Origin of the sequence: Cronobacter muytjensii ATCC 51329 (assembly GCF_001277195.1) — a bacterium.
In the GTDB taxonomy this organism is placed as follows: Bacteria; Pseudomonadota; Gammaproteobacteria; order Enterobacterales; family Enterobacteriaceae; genus Cronobacter; species Cronobacter muytjensii.
Genome location: NZ_CP012268.1, coordinates 3,080,278 through 3,098,469, shown reverse-complemented (window position 1 = coordinate 3,098,469; position 18,192 = coordinate 3,080,278). Strand labels below are relative to the sequence as shown.

18 protein-coding genes, 1 tRNA gene and 1 pseudogene are annotated in these 18,192 nt (G+C 55.1%); 5 read left to right on the top strand and 15 right to left on the bottom strand.

Annotated features, from left to right (window positions below):
• Window positions 1-260 precede the first annotated feature (260 nt).
• The 3 genes from proB (at window position 261) to AFK63_RS14280 (ending at window position 2,812) form a co-directional block, all read left to right on the top strand.
• Entirely contained in the window at window positions 261-1,364 is a 1,104-nt protein-coding gene (gene proB / locus AFK63_RS14290) for a glutamate 5-kinase (protein ID WP_007750943.1), read from the top strand.
• Window positions 1,365-1,374: 10 nt separating this feature from the next.
• Complete coding sequence (gene proA, locus AFK63_RS14285) at window positions 1,375-2,628, top strand: glutamate-5-semialdehyde dehydrogenase (protein ID WP_038864596.1); 1,254 nt, start codon at window positions 1,375-1,377, stop codon at window positions 2,626-2,628.
• Between the two features lie 108 nt (window positions 2,629-2,736).
• A tRNA-Thr gene (locus AFK63_RS14280) sits at window positions 2,737-2,812 on the top strand.
• 234 nt (window positions 2,813-3,046) lie between these two features.
• On the opposite strand, the gene AFK63_RS21285 is transcribed toward AFK63_RS14280, so the two are convergent.
• Both AFK63_RS21285 and AFK63_RS20665 read right to left on the bottom strand, forming a co-directional pair.
• Window positions 3,047-4,981 carry an ATP-binding protein gene (locus tag AFK63_RS21285; RefSeq protein WP_144420908.1) on the bottom strand — a complete coding sequence of 645 codons (1,935 nt, stop codon included), beginning with the start codon at window positions 4,979-4,981 and terminating at the stop codon, window positions 3,047-3,049.
• Between the two features lie 294 nt (window positions 4,982-5,275).
• A complete protein-coding gene (locus tag AFK63_RS20665; RefSeq protein WP_071603730.1) occupies window positions 5,276-5,467 on the bottom strand; it encodes a toxin-antitoxin system HicB family antitoxin in 192 nt (63 codons plus the stop codon).
• A 131-nt stretch (window positions 5,468-5,598) separates the two neighbouring features.
• Between AFK63_RS20665 and AFK63_RS14275 the strand changes: the two genes are divergently transcribed.
• On the top strand, window positions 5,599-6,168 hold the full coding sequence (locus AFK63_RS14275; protein ID WP_038864594.1) for a hypothetical protein: 570 nt from the start codon (window positions 5,599-5,601) through the stop codon (window positions 6,166-6,168).
• 79 nt (window positions 6,169-6,247) lie between these two features.
• Here the strand turns inward: AFK63_RS14275 and AFK63_RS14270 are convergent, their stop codons facing one another.
• The 5 genes from AFK63_RS14270 to pepT form a co-directional block, all read right to left on the bottom strand.
• A complete protein-coding gene (locus tag AFK63_RS14270; protein ID WP_038864591.1) occupies window positions 6,248-6,691 on the bottom strand; it encodes a lysozyme inhibitor LprI family protein in 444 nt (147 codons plus the stop codon).
• Window positions 6,692-6,762: 71 nt separating this feature from the next.
• Window positions 6,763-7,314, bottom strand: coding sequence for a hypothetical protein (locus AFK63_RS14265; RefSeq protein WP_038864589.1), 552 nt, complete (start codon window positions 7,312-7,314; stop codon window positions 6,763-6,765).
• On the bottom strand, window positions 7,311-7,673 hold the full coding sequence (locus AFK63_RS14260; protein ID WP_038864586.1) for a tlde1 domain-containing protein: 363 nt from the start codon (window positions 7,671-7,673) through the stop codon (window positions 7,311-7,313). Before AFK63_RS14260 ends, AFK63_RS14265 begins: the two co-directional genes overlap by 4 nt.
• On the bottom strand, window positions 7,670-8,161 hold the full coding sequence (tssD, locus tag AFK63_RS14255; RefSeq protein WP_038864584.1) for a type VI secretion system tube protein TssD: 492 nt from the start codon (window positions 8,159-8,161) through the stop codon (window positions 7,670-7,672). The genes AFK63_RS14260 and tssD overlap by 4 nt, the downstream gene beginning before the upstream one ends.
• A 337-nt stretch (window positions 8,162-8,498) precedes the next feature.
• Window positions 8,499-9,728, bottom strand: a complete 1,230-nt coding sequence (gene pepT / locus AFK63_RS14250; protein WP_038864581.1) for a peptidase T — start codon at window positions 9,726-9,728, stop codon at window positions 8,499-8,501.
• A 117-nt stretch (window positions 9,729-9,845) separates the two neighbouring features.
• Between pepT and AFK63_RS14245 the strand changes: the two genes are divergently transcribed.
• The gene (locus AFK63_RS14245; protein ID WP_038864579.1) at window positions 9,846-11,441 is read left to right on the top strand and encodes an ABC transporter substrate-binding protein; all 1,596 of its coding nucleotides are present in this window, start codon (window positions 9,846-9,848) and stop codon (window positions 11,439-11,441) included.
• Between the two features lie 31 nt (window positions 11,442-11,472).
• On the opposite strand, the pseudogene AFK63_RS21855 reads toward AFK63_RS14245, so the two are convergent.
• From AFK63_RS21855 to AFK63_RS14215, 8 genes and pseudogenes are all read right to left on the bottom strand, one after another.
• Window positions 11,473-11,646 (bottom strand): annotated as a pseudogene (locus AFK63_RS21855) (DUF3828 domain-containing protein); the annotation flags it as partial.
• The gene (pqqF, locus tag AFK63_RS14240; RefSeq protein ID WP_053531580.1) at window positions 11,647-13,794 is read right to left on the bottom strand and encodes a pyrroloquinoline quinone biosynthesis protein PqqF; all 2,148 of its coding nucleotides are present in this window, start codon (window positions 13,792-13,794) and stop codon (window positions 11,647-11,649) included.
• Window positions 13,791-14,927: a pyrroloquinoline quinone biosynthesis protein PqqE gene (pqqE, locus tag AFK63_RS14235; protein WP_038864554.1), complete on the bottom strand. Its 1,137-nt coding sequence runs from the start codon at window positions 14,925-14,927 to the stop codon at window positions 13,791-13,793. The genes pqqF and pqqE overlap by 4 nt, the downstream gene beginning before the upstream one ends.
• Window positions 14,920-15,198, bottom strand: coding sequence for a pyrroloquinoline quinone biosynthesis peptide chaperone PqqD (gene pqqD, locus AFK63_RS14230; protein ID WP_038864550.1), 279 nt, complete (start codon window positions 15,196-15,198; stop codon window positions 14,920-14,922). Before pqqD ends, pqqE begins: the two co-directional genes overlap by 8 nt.
• Window positions 15,198-15,953, bottom strand: coding sequence for a pyrroloquinoline-quinone synthase PqqC (pqqC, locus tag AFK63_RS14225; protein ID WP_038864548.1), 756 nt, complete (start codon window positions 15,951-15,953; stop codon window positions 15,198-15,200). Before pqqC ends, pqqD begins: the two co-directional genes overlap by 1 nt.
• Window positions 15,954-15,961: 8 nt before the next feature.
• Complete coding sequence (pqqB, locus tag AFK63_RS14220; RefSeq protein WP_038864546.1) at window positions 15,962-16,870, bottom strand: pyrroloquinoline quinone biosynthesis protein PqqB; 909 nt, start codon at window positions 16,868-16,870, stop codon at window positions 15,962-15,964.
• A gap of 58 nt (window positions 16,871-16,928) precedes the next feature.
• Window positions 16,929-17,006 (bottom strand): pyrroloquinoline quinone precursor peptide PqqA, encoded by a 78-nt coding sequence (gene pqqA / locus AFK63_RS20660; protein ID WP_071601127.1) that lies wholly within the window; start codon window positions 17,004-17,006, stop codon window positions 16,929-16,931.
• A 111-nt stretch (window positions 17,007-17,117) separates the two neighbouring features.
• Complete coding sequence (locus tag AFK63_RS14215) at window positions 17,118-18,176, bottom strand: dipeptidase (protein WP_038864544.1); 1,059 nt, start codon at window positions 18,174-18,176, stop codon at window positions 17,118-17,120.
• Between the last annotated feature and the right edge of the window lie 16 nt (window positions 18,177-18,192).

The window sequence follows — 18,192 nt, the reverse complement described above, 5'->3', positions numbered from 1 at the left end:
ATTCGCGGGTCAAAGACCTGTGAAAAAACAAGATGGGTTTTAACGGTCCGATATGAAAAAAATATGACAAAGTAAGATAAATTTTAAAAAGATATATTTTTCGTAAACTGTAATAAAAATATCAAACAGCGCCGCTATGCTTGCCGGTTCGTCTGCGCGCCGTGCGGTTTTTCGGGCCGGGAGTTGGCAAGGGCGCGCTCTCCTGTTACAACGTCGTTTTGGGTTTAATTTTTCCAATTTCGTTGATACGGCAAAACATCATGAGTAACAGCCAGACCCTGGTGGTGAAACTGGGGACCAGCGTCCTGACAGGCGGCTCGCGTCGCCTGAATCGCGCCCATATTGTCGAACTGGTGCGCCAGTGCGCGCAGCAGCACGCCGCCGGGCATCGTATTGTGATTGTCACGTCCGGGGCCATCGCCGCCGGGCGCGAACACCTCGGCTACCCGGAACTGCCGGCGACCATCGCCTCCAAACAGCTGCTGGCGGCGGTCGGGCAGAGCCGCCTGATCCAGCTCTGGGAGCAGCTTTTCTCGATTTACGGCATCCATGTGGGGCAGATGCTGCTGACCCGCGCGGATATGGAAGATCGCGAGCGCTTCCTGAACGCCCGCGACACGCTCACCGCGCTGCTCGATAACCGCATCGTGCCGGTCATCAACGAAAACGACGCGGTCGCTACGGCGGAAATCAAAGTGGGCGACAACGACAACCTCTCGGCACTGGCCGCCATTCTCGCCGGTGCCGATAAACTGCTGCTGCTGACCGATCAGCAGGGCCTCTTCACCGCCGACCCGCGCAATAACCCGCAGGCCGAGCTGATTCAGGATGTTTACGGCATCGACGACACCCTGCGCGCGATTGCGGGCGACAGCGTCTCCGGGCTCGGCACCGGCGGCATGGGCACCAAGCTTCAGGCGGCGGATGTTGCGGGCCGCGCGGGTATCGAGACCGTGATTGCCGCAGGCAGCAAGCCGGGTGTTATCAACGACGTTATCGAAGGGCTGCCGGTCGGCACGCGCTTCCACCCGCAGCAGACGCCGCTTGAGAACCGCAAGCGCTGGATCTTCGGCGCGCCGCCCGCTGGCGAAATCACCGTCGACGAGGGCGCGCAGGCCGCCATTATGGAACGCGGCAGCTCGCTGCTGCCCAAAGGCATCAAAAGCGTCACCGGCAATTTTTCGCGCGGTGAAGTTATCCGCATCCGCAATCTGGAAGGGCGCGACATCGCCCACGGCGTCACGCGCTACAACAGCGACGCGCTGCGCCGCATCGCCGGGCACCACTCGCAGCAGATTGACGCCATTCTCGGCTATGAATATGGCCCGGTGGCCGTTCACCGCGACGACATGATCACCCAATAAGGAGCCTGCCATGCTGGAGCAGATGGGCCAGGCGGCCAAAGCCGCCTCATATCAGATGGCGCTGCTCTCCTCACGTGAGAAAAACCGCGTGCTGGAGAAAATCGCCGACTATTTAGAAGCGAACGCCGAAGAGATTTTGCTCGCCAACGAGCAGGATTTACTGGAAGCGCGCCGCAACGGGCTGAGCGACGCGCTGTTAGATCGCCTGGCGCTCAACCCGCCGCGTTTACACGCCATTGCGAACGACGTGCGCCAGGTCTGTCATCTGGCCGATCCGGTAGGGCAGGTCATCGACGGCGGCCTGCTGGAAAGCGGCCTGCGTATTGAGCGTCGTCGCGTGCCGCTCGGCGTAGTGGGTGTGATTTATGAAGCGCGCCCGAACGTGACGGTAGACGTCGCCTCGCTGTGCCTGAAAACCGGCAACGCGGCCATTCTCAGAGGCGGCAAAGAAACCTGGCGCACTAACGCCGCGACCGTAAAAGTTATCCAGAGAGCGCTTGAGGAATGCGGGCTGCCCGTCGCCGCCGTGCAGGCTATCGAAAGCCCGGACCGCGCGCTTGTGAACGAGATGCTGCGCATGGACAAATACATCGACATGCTGATCCCGCGCGGCGGGGCAGGGCTGCACAAGCTCTGCCGCGAGCAGTCGACCATTCCGGTCATTACCGGCGGCATCGGCGTATGTCATATTTTCGTTGATGAAAGCGCCGAGTTCGCGCCTGCGCTCAAGATCATCACCAATGCCAAGACCCAGCGCCCGAGCACCTGTAACACGGTGGAGACGCTGCTCGTGCATGAGGCCATTGCAGAACGTTTCCTGCCGGAACTGAGCCGCGCGATGCATGAGCGCGGCGTGACGCTGCACGCCGACGAGCGCGCGCTGGCGCTGCTTTCCGGTGGCCCGGCGACCGCTGTGGCGGTGAAGGCGGAAGCGTTCGACGACGAATGGCTGTCGCTCGATCTTAACGTGAAGCTGGTGGCGAGCATCGACGAGGCCATCGCGCATATTCGCGAGCACGGCACCCAGCATTCGGACGCTATTCTCACCCGCACGCTGCGCCATGCCGATCGTTTCGTGAATGAAGTGGATTCGTCTGCGGTGTACGTGAACGCCTCGACGCGCTTTACCGACGGCGGGCAGTTTGGTCTTGGCGCCGAAGTGGCCGTCAGCACGCAGAAGCTTCACGCCCGCGGCCCGATGGGCCTCGAAGCGCTGACCACTTACAAGTGGATCGGCTACGGCGACGATACGATTCGTGCTTAACTGAGGGCCGGGTGATGCAAAAATCGCCGCTTGAATCGCAAGGGCATTGACGTATCACCCGCTTTTACATAACCTTTTACCCCGTGCTCACGCACACCCTTCCTCAGGGCCGATATAGCTCAGTTGGTAGAGCAGCGCATTCGTAATGCGAAGGTCGTAGGTTCGACTCCTATTATCGGCACCACTTCTAGACTATTCAGAGTGTCATGCATTTCAATATGTAATTTGTTTTTTATAAAAGATAAATAACAGTACAACATTCATTAATCGCCTTTGTATTAAATCATCTATAATTCCTTTGCTCTATGAAGGCTATTGATTGGCTATCTTTTAAATGAAATTTTAAATAAATATAAAAATAGTGAGGCGTGTTTTATAACATAACACGCCCGCCTGTTTTTAACTCATGTTGAAGATGTTATCGCGCTGGATTCGATATGCGGCAATTGAAAGTAGCAAGCATAAGCTCTCTGAGAGAGACTACATAAATCTGGTTGTCGAAAATATCGCCTGATTTTTTTTCAACATTTATTATCTTATATGAACACTTCTTATAAACATCATTCTCACATTCAGTAATTTTTCCAAACATACTAAAATCGTCTTCAATATTTTGATGGGAAGATAAATCTATGTCTTCATAGGTCCAACAAATTATATAATGTATAATGTTTAGTGGATGATTTAAGATTTCAAGATGACTAAATCTATTCTTATATTCAATAGCCTTAAGTTTATCTTTATCAAAACTTGAATCTTGGTAAAATGTTCCTACACTATCAATCCCTCTGGCAGAGAATGTTAATGGTCTTAACCATAAATCTCTGTATGGAGAGTCTTCTGGAACAAAATGAGTAAGCGTTGTATAGAGCGTTCCAACCCAATGTTCGTCACTAGAATCTGGAGCAATAAACCATTTTTTTTCTAGTTGGGGAACGTCATTTATCATAAAACGTTCTCGATTTTTTAATCCTTGCTGAGTTTCAGTAAGTGCTTTTATTTGCTCTGAAATGTTTTCTGCATCTTTCTTTTTATTTAGCACATCAATGAAGTCCCTGAAAACTTCAAGTTCTACCTTCGCGGAGTCAATGAATTCTTTGATTTGATGTATGAAAGCTGAATCCTTAAGTACTTTATAAGCATCGTTACTAATTGAGTTTCTATTAGTAACCAAATCAAAAGGGCCATCAATTAAGAATAAGTAGTGTGACTGTGAATCATTATCGGCCAAGCATTGATAATCCGTTGCGAGTAAAGGCTCATTCCAGATTTGACTATAATTACAAGTTTTTATACCTTGCGATGATATAAAGGTACCTCTTTGATCTGTTAATTTTAAACCTGATTTTGATGAGCCCTGGCGATCAAGATTTGAATATTTCTCTAATGCTCGTCTATTTCCATCTATTGCAAATATCAGACTATATTTCTGGCCTTGATAGCGGATTACTTTAGCCTTTCGAGCATAAAATCGTGCAGAGCGTAAACGAGATAGTTTAGATGCTAATAAAGGTAATTCTCCATCAATGTCAATATCTAAATATGGATACCCTTGTTCAATTAAAGAGCATTCATCTCCGTCCCAAAGAAAAAGCTCAACATTTTTTATATCTTTAGATGCTTCATCAAGCTGCCTTTTTTCGATAGGTGAAAAACCATGGTTTTCATTAACGATTTTCACATCGCCATGTTTTGTGCAAAATCGAATGTAGTTATATACATATGAGTTTTCAATGTTGAAACCATTATTACTGTTTACAGTATAGAATTTTGAAAACTGTTCAACATTTAAATCTTTTATTATTATTATTGTTCCTGAAGAGAAATCATTAGGTGAAATATTTAATATAATATTGTCCACTACTTTTTTAGTTCTTACATCTTGTTTAGGAATAATTTCAGATAATATCTCGGCAACGTTATTGCCTTTATGAGGAGTTATGTCGGTGTAAATATTTAAATTAGTCCTGGGGTTATCTATCCTTTTGTAAATCCAATCGGGCTCTGTACCAAATTTAGATATAACTGATATTTCAGAAGAAGCAAAGCATAACTTTGACCCTTGGCATTTATACCCTATACTTTCACCTTTTAACTTCGTGGTTTTTCCGATTGAAAAAAATGCTTCATAATTTGATATCTCTTTGCCGCCATCTCTTGATGTTGATAAACCTACTCCATTATCAATAAAGATAAGCCCATTATATTCTTCCAAAGGATAAAACCATATTTTACTAGCTTTGGCATCATATGAGTTAGATATGAGTTCTCTCAATACTTCGCAAGGATCTTGTCTGTTCACAGAGAGTTCTGATAGTACATGTGTATAATCTATTTGAGGCGTAATGTTCATTATAGTTATCCATGTTAGGAAGAAGGTTTTTATATTGAATTGAACATATCATCTTTATATTTACGGAACAAGTTAATTTAAATAAATAGTTCTCGCTATGGTCCTTTATGTGCATTTAACTAAGAAGCATGACTTAAATCTTTCCTTAATCAAAATATTCAAGTTAAGTAACTATGCTGGACTCTACTGATTTCTTAAATATTCTGTTGAAGTAGGAACATAGGCGTTAGTTTTAAAAAATATAATATATCATGTAGCAATTTATTTATATTCATAGCTTTTAGATTAGAAATATTATCCATTTGGTTTAAAGCCTAACCTCTTCAATTCTTCCCGCCCCAGGTTTTTAAACCAGTTTCCAAGGCTCATTCCCTGCGCCTTTGCAGCTTCCTCAAACTGCGCTTTGAGTTCAGGGGTAATCCTAATCTGAAAAGCGGGGGCTTTGCCGTTTCCTTTGGGTTGTTTGTCACGTTGTACAGTTGACATGTGTGTACCTATAGGAGGAATATAACTGCAATAGGTACGTACCCTAACATGGTTGACCTATCGAAACAACGCTCCGGTGTGCTGCAAGACAACCGGAGCGTCTGACCACAAACGTTATACGGAGTAACGCTATGGCTAACGTCAATAGTAACACACCCGCACGCCCTGAAAATGAGGGCCATAATCTCAATCTGAACACTCCCGCCACCCCGATGCCGCCGTCGGCGCATTCCAGAATGTTGAGCCTGCATACGCTGTGCGAAGGGCCGATCACGGCGGAAATGGATTTCTTCACGCTCGCCACGCTGTGTGAAGAGACGGTCAGCGAGCTGATTGAATGCAAGGACGCGACGCTGTTTCTGGCGCTGGCCGGGAGGCTGGCGCTGATGCTGGAATTCCTCGCCGCCGCGCTCGACAGACCGGTGCCGGCGCATCTGTTTGCCTCACTGACGGCCGACACGCTCCCTTCAGAGGTGCCGTTCTGCATCGGCAGCGACGCGCAGATGCTGAGCCGCTACTGTAAAGCACTGAACATGACGTTAATAAGCCGCGCGCACCCGCCGGAAATGGCGGAAATGCTCACAGGGCTGCTGTTTGATCTCGTGAATCATCTGGTGGAATTTGTGAGAGCGCCCTGTTTTGTGCGTACTGAGGATGGCTATGAAGACTGGGCCGGGCAGCACGTCATGTCGCTGAACTGACAAAAGGCCGGGGGTTCCCGGCCTTTGTTTATCTGGCGCGCCAGTACAATGCAATAATCAGAAAGGGATTAAACACCTTCTATTCCAGGCTCGTTATGTGAAGCATCTGTATTTCTTTAATACGCTGTCTGTTCATGTTGATGTTACACGCCGTGGCGGCATTCCCAAGGTAGTGCGTGCTCGCTGCTTCTGTCACTGCAACGCCGCAATAGTCATCACGATATTTGAGCCATTCGGCCTGGCTTCTTTTGAATAATTCAATCATCCGTTTTTTACGGTCTTCATCGCCCATCCACCATTTAGTGTAATCAAAGTTCACCATCTCATTAAGCTTGTCCGCATAAGCCTTATTGAGCGCCCTGGTGGATTTATCATCAATTTCAGCTAAGCATTCGCTGTTCTCGTCGCCATATTGATCTTCGCAGGCTTTCACTTTGTCGTTTCTTATTACGTTTGCTGTCTCAGTCGCCAGCGAAGCGTGGCTAACCAGCAGCACAGAAATGATAAAAACGATTTTTTTCATTGCAGTAAATCCCTTACTTTTCGTCGTGACCCTGAACCCTGAATACCGCCATTTTACGCGCGATATCAGAATCAATTTACCGTGATTTGGTTCAGAATAACGCCACCCTCATCAGAGTAGTAACGAATGTCATTCGACTGCACGAGTCCGCCTTTAACCGGGGTCTCTTTATAATAAAAATCCGCTACCTGGCCAAACGCGCTGGCGCGTTCCGTTGATGTTGCTTCAGGCAAGGGAACGCCTTTTACCGTAACGCTTAAAGGGTCATCAAATGTTTTGCATCCTTCGCCATTTTCAAGCAGGGCAATGGCCGTGATAGTGCCATTTCCCATTTCGTTATCAGAAATAAAACCATAGCTCATACCACCATGGGTTTTGACACAAAGCCACTGGTACTGATTGCCTTGTATAACCGGTGCTGTCGTTAACTTTTGTATCTTTTGAAGGGTATCCGCTTCCATTTCGATGGCGTTTCGCCCGATCGAAACGGAAGGTGTTAAATCACGCTTAACCTCAACTGCGCTGGCGTCGTCTTCATAATGCTTCTGTATGAACGCCTCCATACGCAGTGCGAAAGCGGGGAAAGATGCGAACAATCCAAACAGGAGTATTTTCTTTTTCATTTTACTTTTAACTCGGTATCACCGCTTTCCCATATGCTTTTTCTGACGCTCAGCGGAGCAACAATGCATCCTTCCGAGGAATCCAGCGGATGAGCTTTACTGGCTCCGTGGATCCTGAACGCTGAGCGCCCACACATGTCGTTCAGGGAAGAGGGGGTAAGGTCTAATGTATATTTCCCGGTGTGAGGGGAATGATGCGGGGCCCCAATGGTATAAGTACCGCGCGGAAGAGGCCCGCTATTTTTAACGCATTCCTGCGACGTATCGTCCTTGTAACCACTCGCTCCGGCATAATCTGCAGTATAACTCTCGCCATCTCTGGTAAACGTGTGTGTGGCGACATCATATTCCCATGTCATATAGCGCTCCTTTCTTTCCATGTGTCAGTGTGAATGATATTGCCATCCAGGTAATTCCAGGTTATTTTTTCATATCCCATATCTATATATTCAAGATGGTTGTGTTTTGCCCATTTATCATTTTTCACGTCCAGTAACAAAGGCTCCACTTCGAGCACGCGAGCATTTTCCAGAGTTACTCTGAAATACTCTTCCTCCATTCCATTATCATTAATCCTGTAAAATCTAAATGTGGCTTTTTTCAACATTCTTCCTGTAGAGAGTGAGCTGTAGAGATAAGGCGTTGAACTATCAATCTCTTTCATAAAGGCATAGCCGCTATGCAGTCGTTTACCTGTTATTTTACCCGTACGAGGATCAACAGGAAGTTCGACAGAATGCATATGTTCCAGCACTTCAATTGAACCTTCACGGCCAGCAATATCAACAGACCCTTTAACATATGTACCATTATCATCTTCAAGCCATAAGTATACAGGTATCGCCATTTCCAATATCCCTCTGTACGTTTTCGTCTTTATTTCGCACAGGCGATTATCAAAGAAAATGCTACTACAGGATATTGATGATCGACATCAAGCGCATTGCGAATTATATTTGTCAGCACAAATGGTTATTGCATTATTGCCTGGCTTATGGATTGGCTCTTCACGCCGATTAAGTAATTGGTTTAAATACTTTCTTCATGATGACACTATTATTAGTGACTCATGTAATATGAACACCTAACAGGAAACTATGTTTTTCATCTGTTTATTAAGCAACCGGCATTTATATTAAGTCGCTACCCTAATAAAAAAGCCGGTCTCCCGGCCTTTAATATCTTCACTCCACCGCCAGCAAACAGATCTTCAGCGCCACGTTATAAGACGCCTCAAACGATTTCACCGGCAGAAACTCAAAGCGCGAATGGAAGTTATGCGCGCCGGTAAAGAAGTTCGGCGTTAACAGGCCTTTCGCGGAGAGCGCCGCGCCGTCGGTGCCGCCGCGCATCGGAATGGTTTTCGGTTTAATATCGAGCGCCTCCAGCGCCTGGTAAATCAGGTCAATCGGGCGGCGGTCATCGCCAATCGCGTTGCTGATATTGCTGTAAACGTCGCTGATGGTGATGTCCACTTTCGCGGTCGGGTGCGCGGCGGCGATGTTCTGCGCCACGTCATGCAGCTGCTGTTTGCGGCGCTCAAAGGCACTGAGGTCGAAATCACGGATGCTGGCGTTCAGCGTCGCGCTGTTCTGGCTCGCCTGCATGCCGTTAAACCACACATAGCCTTCGCGCCCGGCGGTGTGCTCCGGCGTCTCCTGGCGGTCGAAGCGGCTGATAAAATCGGTCGCCATCAGCAGCGGGTTCACCAGCACGCCTTTTGAGGCCATCGGGTGCGCCGTCACGCCGGTAAAGCGGATCTCCGCCTGCGCCGCGTTGAAGTTCTCATACACCACTTCGCCCAGCTCGCAGCAGTCGATGGTATAGGCGAAATCCACGTCAAAGCGCGCGAGATCCAGCGCCTTCGCGCCGCGCAGGCCAATCTCTTCATCCGGCACAAACGCCACCACAATATCGCCGTGGCGCATCTCCGGCGTCAGGTTCTCCAGCAGCGTCATCACCACCGTCACCGCCGCTTTGTTGTCCGCGCCGAGCACGCTGGTGCCGTCGCTGAAAATAATCTCTTCGTTCGGGTAGGCTTTAATTTCCGGGCGCTCGTTCACCCGCAGCCAGATATCTTCTTTCGCGTTCAGGCAGAGATCTTCACCGGTAAACGTGAGGATTTGTGGATGAATCTCCGGCGACAGTCCGACGTCCACGGTGTCGGTATGGGTGATAAAACCGATGCGCGGCGCGCCCGGCACTGTGCCCTTTTTCACGGCGGTGACGGTCGCGTGTTCATCAATAATAATCTGCTCCAGGCCCAGCGTTTGCAGCTCATCGGCCAGGGCGCGGGCCATCTCATGCTGGCCCGGCGTGCTGGGCAGGGTGGTGGCGGATGCATCACTCTGGCTGGTGATTGCCAGGTAGCGAAAAAAGCGGCGGGTTAATTGACTGCCGAGCGGTGATGGCATGGTGGATCCTTCTTTATTTGTGTTATCAGGTGTTTGCGTTGTGGTTTTAATGTTATTGATGAAGTGACGAAGAATCAGAATCCTTTGGCACGAAATAAAAAACATAAAGGAATTACGATGATTAGCAAGCACACGATCCATGCGCTGGCGCTCGCCGCCCTCACCACCAGCGCCGCGGCAGGCGCGAGTACGCTGGTCTATTGCTCTGAGGGCTCGCCGGAGAACTTCAACCCGCAGTTGTATACCTCCGGCACCAGCGTCGATGCCAGCGCCGTGCCGGTTTATAACCGTCTGGTGGATTTTAAAACCGGCACCACCGAACTCGTGCCGAGCCTCGCGGAGCGGTGGGAGGTGAGCGACGACGGCAAAACGTACACCTTCCATCTGCGTAAGGGCGTGAAATTCCAGAGCAACAAATATTTCAAACCAACACGCGATTTCAACGCCGACGACGTCATCTTCTCGTTTATGCGCCAGAAGGACCCGAAACACCCGTACCACAACGTCTCGAACGGTAACTACTCCAACTTTGAAAGCCTGGAGTTCGGCAAGCTCATCACGGCTATCGATAAAGTGGATGACCACACGGTGCGCTTTATGCTCGCCCACCCGGAAGCGCCGTTCGTGGCCGATCTCGGCTGGTATTTCGCATCTATCCTGTCGGCGGAATATGCCGACGCGATGCTCAAAGCCGGCACGCCGGAGCGCGTGGATATGAACCCCATCGGCACCGGGCCGTTTAAGCTCGCGCAATATCAGAAAGATTCGCGCATCCTGTTTACGGCGTTTGACCAGTACTGGCAGGGCAAAGCGAAGCTCGACCGGCTGGTGTTCAGCATCACCCCGGACGCCTCGGTGCGCTACGCCAAGCTTGAGAAAAACGAGTGCCAGGTGATGCCGTTCCCCAACCCGGCGGATCTGCCGCGCATGAAGGAAAACCCGGATCTCACGCTGATGAGCAAATCGGGGCTGAACACGGGCTTCCTCGCGTTCAACACCCAAAAACCGCCGCTGGATAACGTCAAAGTGCGCCAGGCGCTGGCGATGGCCATCAACAAGCCTGCGATTATCGACGCGGTGTTCCAGGGCACCGGCACCGCCGCGAAAAACCTGTTGCCGCCGGGCGTCTGGAGCGCAGATAAAGATTTAAAAGACTATGACTACGCGCCGGAGCAGGCCAAAGCGCTGCTGAAAGACGCGGGCATGCCGGAGGGCTTTACTATCGATCTCTGGGCGATGCCCGTGCAGCGGCCCTATAACCCGAACGCCAAACGCATGGCGGAGATGATCCAGGCGGACTGGGCAAAAATCGGCGTGAAGGCGCATATCGTCACCTATGAGTGGGGCGAATATTTAAAACGCGTGAAAGGCGGCGAACACCAGGCGGCGCTGATGGGCTGGACGACCGCGACCGGCGATCCGGATAACTTCTTCGGCCCGCTCTTTACCTGCCAGTCCGCCAACGGCGGCTCGAACTCCGCGAAGTGGTGCTATGCGCCGTTCGATAAGCTCATCAGCGAGGCGAAAGCCACCAGCGATCGTCCGACGCGTGAAGCGCTCTATCTTGAGGCGCAGCAGATCATGCACGATCAAATGCCCGCCGTCATGATCGCTCACTCGACGATCTTCGAGCCGGTACGCAAAAACGTCACCGGTTATGAAGTCGATCCGTTCGGCAAACACATTTTTTATCAGGTGGATCTTAAAAAATAAGGCGGGAAACCGCCTCTGCGGAGGCGGTTTATCATGGCTCCTGGCGGGGGAGATTACGCGAAAACGCCACATTCGCCACCGACTGCACTTTCCAGGCATTCCCTTCTTTGACCATGCAATCAATCACGATGTGATCCTGTTTTTTGCCAAACGCGATATAGACGTTATTGCATGCCGCATGCGCATCGCTGGCGACGGCGGCGATCTATCGCTTCGCACCTTCTCCCGCCACACTTCCCACCCAGGCCTGCGACATCACATCGCGCCACGCCTCATCCTGGCGTTCAAAAAACGCGGCGGTCTCATACAACAGCGCATCGGGCGCAAGGTGCGGTGACTGTAACAGCGCCAGTAACCCTTCATAGCCCGCGCAGGCGTGCCACTGGCACTGCGCCACGTAACCGATGTTTCGCTCCACCCGCATATGCTGGAAGAACGGCGCCTGGAGCGCGGCGGCGGCTTTGCGCTGCGCAGGCGCCAGCGGGATGAATAACAGCAACGCGCTGTCGGTGCCGTTTGCGGGCAGGGTAAAACGGCGCGGGGCGGGCAGCGGGCGCGGCGGCTGTGGGGTGACGAGCGGGAAGGGGAAGTCGCTTAAGCGGCGCGCGAGCGCGTCGCGCAGCAGCGGGCCGCCGCCGTCAAGCGTAGCCTGCCACGCCTGCGCGCCCGGTACGCGCGTGGTCATCAGCAGCTCGCGGGGAAGCTGCGCCAGCAGGCGGCGCACTGCGATAGCCTGGTTTTCCTCTGCCTGCGCCCGCTGAGCCAGTCTTTCCGCTTCGGCGCGGTAGCGATCATCCGGCTCCCACAGGTACGTCATCATCTCCGTGAGTAGCACCATGATCAGCGCTTCGTCGCCGGACAGCGTGATGCGCCAGTCTCCGTTCACAGGCCCCACATGCAGCGCGCCGCCCTCAAGGCGCGCCCGGTCGCACAGCGGGCGCAGGCGTGAGAGCAGCTCCATGCCGCGACGCTCGCTGACGACGGTGCCCGGCGCGGGCGCAAGCGTCAGGGCGATGCGTTCAGCGCCGGGTTGCCACACGAGCGGCGCGCAGTCGCCTGGCAGCGCCACGGCAAGCGCGGGCGGAAAGACCGGCGCGGGGGAAAAGGGAATATCCGGCGGTGTCCTGTCCGGCGTCGCCGGAAAATCGCCGAGCGTGAGCGTCAGCCCCTGCGTCGCGACCGGCGCGCCGTTGACTTCCGGGGCGAGCCACAGCCGCGTCGGGCGCTGCGCCATGAGCGCGGCCAGCAGCGGGCGCCATGCGCGGGCTTCCACCGGCGGCTGACCAAACGCATGCGCGCGCAGGGCGTCCATGGGCGATAACGCGTTGAAATCCTCGCAGGCGAGGCGCAGCAGGGGCGTCAGCGCCCCTTCCGGCAGCGCGGCGAGGGCCGCCAGCCAGCGGTGGAACAGCGCGTCCACGCAGGCCGGATCCACCGCCTCGCCAGCGAGCGTGAAGGTCACGCGCAGCCAGAGCGTGGCGTCATCCAGCGCGTCGGCCTCAAGCGCGGCGTCGTCGGCGAGCGTCTGTTCGCGCAGGGCGGCCATCAGGCCGCCGGGCGCTTCACTGCGAAGCGTGTGCGCAAGCAGGCGCAGGGCAGGGCGCACGGCGACGGGCAGCAAAAAACTCAACGCCAGTTGCGTAATCCCCGGCTGCGCCAGCGCGCACTCCTGGCCTGAATGCGCCTTAACGGTAAGCGGCTGCGCCACGCCCGGCGTGATGCGGGCGGCGGCCTCGCGGGCCAGCGCGTCGAGTTCATTAAGCGGCTGCGGACCGCAGAGCCAGAGGTGCAGGTTCGCGGCGTGATAGTGCTGCTGATGAAACGCAGTCAGCGCCGCGCGTAGTCGCGCGGCGTCGTCACCAAACGCCGCCTGATGGCCGATGCGCAACCGCGTCAGCCGCGCATCGCCCGCCATTGTTGCCAGTATCGCCGCCTCACGCCGGGTCGCGGCGTCCTGCGTCAGCAGCCGATACTCGGCGTCAATCACCTGCGTCTCCTGCATCAGCGGCTCTGGCGTAAAGCGCGGGGCGACCAGCATATCGGTCAGGCGCGAAAGCCCAGGCTTAAGCGCCTGCGCAGGCACTTCAAAGAAAAACGCGGTCTGGCACAACCGGGTGGAGGCGTTAAGCCGCCCGCCCTGGCCCGGCACCCAGCGCATCAGCCGCTCGTCGTCCGGGTAGCCCTCGCTTTCGCGAAACAGCATATGCTCCAGCAGGTGCGCGAGCCCCGGCCACGCGTCCGGCTCGTGCAGGCTACCGGCGTTCACGCGCCACAGGGCCGCCGCCTGCGCGGCGTGCGGCTGGTGGATAAGCGTGAGCGTCACGCCGCTCTCAAGCCGAAGCGTGCGCGTCATTGCGGCGTTTTAAAGATGAGTTGCGAGTTAGCGCGGTTGCGAAACCGCAGATCGCCGATGCCCATCTGCGTGCGGTTCGCGGCCTCGCGCGCGGCGAGAATGGTGCCGTGGTGCGGCGATTTGCTGCACACCGGGTCGGCGTTGGCCGCATCGCCGGTCAGCATAAACGCCTGGCAACGGCAGCCGCCGAAATCCTGCTCTTTCTCCGGGCAGGAGCGGCACGGCTCCGGCATCCAGTCATTGCCGCGGTAGCGGTTAAACCCGAACGATTCATACCAGATGTGTGAGAGCGACTGCTCCAGCACCGACGGGAATTTGACCGGCAGCTGGCGCGCGCTATGGCACGGCAGCGCGGTGCCTTCCGGCGTCACCGAGAGGAAAATCGCGCCCCAGCCGCCCATGCAGCCTTTCGGGCGCTCTTCGTAATAATCCGGCGTCACAAACAGCAGGTTGGCGAGGTTGCCGGTGTCGGCCATCTTCTCGCGGTACTGTTTCACCACCGCCTCGGCGCGGGCGATCTGCTCGCGGGTTGGCAGCAGCCCTTCGCGGTTGAGATGCGCCCAGCCGTAGAACTGGCAGGTGGCAAGCTCCACATCGTCCGCGTCAAGCTGGATGGAAAGCTCGATGATACGGTCAATCTGATCGATGTTATGACGATGCAGCACAAAGTTCAGCACCATCGGGTAGCCGAGCGCTTTCACCGCTTTCGCCATCGCGAGCTTCTGGTGAAACGCTTTCTCGTTGCCCGCCAGCGCCGCGTTCAGCGTCTCGTCGCTCGCCTGGAAGCTAATCTGAATATGATCCAGCCCGGCGTCGGCGAAGGTCTGGAGCTTTTTCTCGGTAAGCCCAATGCCGGAGGTAATCAGGTTGGTGTAAAAGCCCATGCCTCGCGCGGCGGCGATAAGCTCCGGCAGATCTTTACGCACCAGCGGCTCGCCGCCCGAAAACCCGAGCTGCACCGCGCCCATCGCGCGCGCCTGGCGAAACACGTCGATCCACTGCGCCGTGGTCAGCTCATTCTCCTGGGCGGCGAAGTCGAGCGGGTTTGAGCAATAGGGGCATTGCAGCGGGCAGCGATAGGTCAGCTCCGCCAGCAGCCACAGCGGCGGGTTCACCGGTTTAGCGTCACTCACGGAAAATCACCCACTTTTGCTGATACGCGAGGCCGAGAAAGCCCAGCACGTCGTCGGTCAGGGAACCGGCTTCCGGGAAGCGCGCTTCCAGCGTGTCAATGATCGCGCCCGCCGTCTGCTGGCCGTCAACCAGTTGCAGAATGGCCGCCGCGCTCTCGTTGAGTTTCGCCATGCCTTCCGGGTAGAGGATCACATGTGTGTTCTGCGCCTCTTCCCATTGCAGGCGGTAACCGCGGCGAAATTGCGGTATATGATGGCGTTCAGGCTGCATCAGACCAGTCTCCGTTTGTGCCACACCGGCTCGCGGGTGACGGTGTGATAAGGGGCTCTGTCCAGCGCATAGGCCATCGTCATGGCGTCAAGCATGCTCCAGAGGATGTCGAGCTTGAACTGTAAAATCTCCAGCATCCGCTGCTGGCGCTCCAGCGTATTGCAGTACTCCAGCGCCAGCGACAGCCCGTGCTCCACGTCGCGGCGCGCCTGGCTTAAGCGGCTGCGGAAATAGTCATAGCCTTCCGCTTCAATCCAGGTGTAGTGCTGCGGCCAGCTGTCGAGCCGCGCCTGGTGGATCTGCGGGGCGAACAGCTCAGTGAGCGAACTGCACGCGGCTTCTTCCCAGCAGGCGCGGCGGGCGAAGTTCACATAGGCATCCACCGCGAAGCGCACGCCGGGCAGCACGCTCTCTTGCGAGAGCAGCGACTCACGCGACAGCCCGACCGCCTCGCCGAGACGCAGCCAGGCTTCGATACCGCCTTCGCTGCCGTCATAGCCGTCGTGGTCGAGAATGCGCTGCACCCACTGGCGGCGGACTTCCGGGTGCGGACAGTTCGCCATAATGGCGGCGTCCTTGATGGGAATACTGGTCTGGTAATAAAACCGGTTCGCCACCCAGCCCTGGATCTGCTCGCGGGTCGCCTCGCCGTTATGCATGGCGATGTGATAAGGGTGGTGAATATGATAGAACGCGCCTTTTGCGCGCAGCGCCGCTTCGAACTCGTCGGGCGTCAGCAGTCGTTGCTCGGTCATAAAGCCTCTTATAGCGCGATAACCATCCCGTCGTGGCTCACCTCAATGCCCAGCTGGTGCAGGGACTGGCGCTCCGGGGACTCCTCGTTAAGGATCGGGTTGGTATTGTTGATATGAATGAGAATTTTGCGCTCTGCGGGCAGGCGCGCCAGCAGCGCCGCGAGCCCCTGTTCTTCTGAGAGCGCCAGGTGGCCCATCGCTTTGCCGGTGTTATGGCCGACGCCTGCGGCGGCAAGCTCATTGTCGCGCCACAGCGTGCCGTCAATCAGCAACACATCGGCGCGCTCAAGCCACGGCATAATCGCGTCGTCCGGCTCGCCGAGGCCCGGCGCATAGAGCAGATTTTTGCCGCCTTCTTCTTCGATAAACAGCGCGACGTTATGGCCCGGCAGCGGGCGGTCGCGGTAAGGCGAATAGGGCGGCGCGTTGCTCAGCAGCGGAATGGCGGTGAAATGCACGCCCGGACAGACTCGCGTCTGAAAGCGCGCCAGCGGCGCGATAGCGTGATGAATCAGCCCGCCGTTCCAGTGAGAGAGCATCGGGAAGACCGGAAAGCCGGTACAGAGATCCTCATGCACTTCTGGCGTACACCAGACGTGATGCGGGCAACCTTCACGTAAATTGAGTAATCCCGCGCTGTGATCGATCTGGCTGTCGGTGAGAATAATCGCGCCGATAGCGGTGCCGCGCAGCACCTCGGGATTATGCAATTCGGGTGAGGCGAGAAGCTGGTGACAAATATCGGGCGAGACGTTACACAACACCCAGTTTTTCCCGTCGTCACTGACGGCGATGGAGGACTGGGTACGGGCGGACGTCTTCATTGTGCCGTTACGCACGCCCTGGCAGTTGGCGCAGTTGCAGTTCCATTGTGGGAAACCGCCGCCGGCCGCCGAGCCGAGAACTTTGATCTGCATGTGTCAAACCGGAAAGGGAAAAGAGAAAAGGTGCCCGCGATGCCGCGGGCACAGGCGATTAACGGTTGGAAATGTACAGCGTCACTTCCAGACCCAGGCGCAGGTCAACAAACGCAGGTTTAGTCCACGTGGTCATAGTCTTACTCCTCATATAGCGGGTGATTTTTTATCACCCTGGTGAAACCGATTACCGGCGCGCTTATGTTGCGTAAATGTGATCGAGATCGCAACTTAAATGCTTAACCATTTATTGCGATTCTCCCCAGGCGAGCCTGAGAACACGCAACCAGTTGCGCCAGGCGAGCTTTTCAAGCAGCGGCGCGTCGAACCCCGCCACTGCCAGCGCCTCCATGAGACGCGGTAAACCGGTGACGTCGCCCATCGCATCCGGCAGGCTGATGCCGTCGAAATCCGATCCGAACGCCACCCGGTCTTCACCCAGTTTAGTAACCAGATACTCAACGTGCGTAACAATTTCAGACAATGGCGTATCGCCGTTGCGCTGGCCGTCGGCGCGCAGAAAGGCGGTGCCGAAGTTTACGCCTACCAGACCGTCGCTCTCTTTGATGACCGCGAGTTGCTCGTCCGTCAGGTTGCGCGGCTGCGCGCAGCGCGCGTGGGCGTTAGAGTGCGTCGCCACCAGTGGCCCGCCGCCAATAGCGGCGGTGTCGAAAAACGCCTTCTGGTTCATATGCGAGACATCCACCAGCACGTGATGCGCGCGACAGGCGCGGATAAGCGCTTTACCTGCGGACGTTAATCCGGCGCCGGTATCTGGCGAGCCTGGGAACGGCCCGCTGACCCCCTCGCCGAACGCGTTCGGCAGATTCCAGAACGGCCCGATACTGCGCACGCCCTGGGCGATCAGGGCTTCCAGCGGCTCCAGCTGCGCGTTAATCGCCTGCGCGCCTTCGATATGCAGCACCAGCGCCACCACGCCGTCCGTGATGCACTGCTCGATATCCGCAACCGTAAGGCAGACGCGCATTTTTCCACCGGACGCCTGCGCCATCTGATGAAATAGCACTATCTGCGCCTGGGTTATCGCAAGGGGATCGTGCATCGTTTCGGCATCCGCCAGCGGCAGGTTGCGCATCTGCGCGACATACTCCGCTGGCGGCACGAACACCGCGAACAGCCCGCCGGCAAAACCGCCCTGACGCATCCGTGGATAATCCAGATGACCGCCTTCAAGGCCGGTAAACACCGCGCCGACAGGCTCGCTTTCAGCGCGCAGCCACAGGCGCAGCAGCAGATCGTTATGGCCGTCAAACACGGGCGGAAAAGCAGAACAGGGGGCGTGCATCGGCGCTCCGAAGTAA

Bases quoted from the DNA above. Each gene is read 5' to 3' on its own strand.
- pqqF (WP_053531580.1), bottom strand. From the start codon at position 13,794: ATGACGCGCACGCTTCGGCTTGAGAGCGGCGTGACGCTCACGCTTATC.
- pqqA (WP_071601127.1), bottom strand. From the start codon at position 17,006: ATGACCACGTGGACTAAACCTGCGTTTGTTGACCTGCGCCTGGGTCTG.
- AFK63_RS21285 (WP_144420908.1), bottom strand. From the start codon at position 4,981: ATGAACATTACGCCTCAAATAGATTATACACATGTACTATCAGAACTC.
- proB (WP_007750943.1), top strand. From the start codon at position 261: ATGAGTAACAGCCAGACCCTGGTGGTGAAACTGGGGACCAGCGTCCTG.
- AFK63_RS14215 (WP_038864544.1), bottom strand. From the start codon at position 18,176: ATGCACGCCCCCTGTTCTGCTTTTCCGCCCGTGTTTGACGGCCATAAC.
- AFK63_RS14265 (WP_038864589.1), bottom strand. From the start codon at position 7,314: ATGAAAAAGAAAATACTCCTGTTTGGATTGTTCGCATCTTTCCCCGCT.
- pepT (WP_038864581.1), bottom strand. From the start codon at position 9,728: ATGCCATCACCGCTCGGCAGTCAATTAACCCGCCGCTTTTTTCGCTAC.
- AFK63_RS14245 (WP_038864579.1), top strand. From the start codon at position 9,846: ATGATTAGCAAGCACACGATCCATGCGCTGGCGCTCGCCGCCCTCACC.
- tssD (WP_038864584.1), bottom strand. From the start codon at position 8,161: ATGGCGATACCTGTATACTTATGGCTTGAAGATGATAATGGTACATAT.
- pqqD (WP_038864550.1), bottom strand. From the start codon at position 15,198: ATGCAGCCTGAACGCCATCATATACCGCAATTTCGCCGCGGTTACCGC.
- AFK63_RS20665 (WP_071603730.1), bottom strand. From the start codon at position 5,467: ATGTCAACTGTACAACGTGACAAACAACCCAAAGGAAACGGCAAAGCC.
- AFK63_RS14275 (WP_038864594.1), top strand. From the start codon at position 5,599: ATGGCTAACGTCAATAGTAACACACCCGCACGCCCTGAAAATGAGGGC.
- proA (WP_038864596.1), top strand. From the start codon at position 1,375: ATGCTGGAGCAGATGGGCCAGGCGGCCAAAGCCGCCTCATATCAGATG.
- AFK63_RS14260 (WP_038864586.1), bottom strand. From the start codon at position 7,673: ATGACATGGGAATATGATGTCGCCACACACACGTTTACCAGAGATGGC.
- AFK63_RS14270 (WP_038864591.1), bottom strand. From the start codon at position 6,691: ATGAAAAAAATCGTTTTTATCATTTCTGTGCTGCTGGTTAGCCACGCT.
- pqqB (WP_038864546.1), bottom strand. From the start codon at position 16,870: ATGCAGATCAAAGTTCTCGGCTCGGCGGCCGGCGGCGGTTTCCCACAA.
- pqqC (WP_038864548.1), bottom strand. From the start codon at position 15,953: ATGACCGAGCAACGACTGCTGACGCCCGACGAGTTCGAAGCGGCGCTG.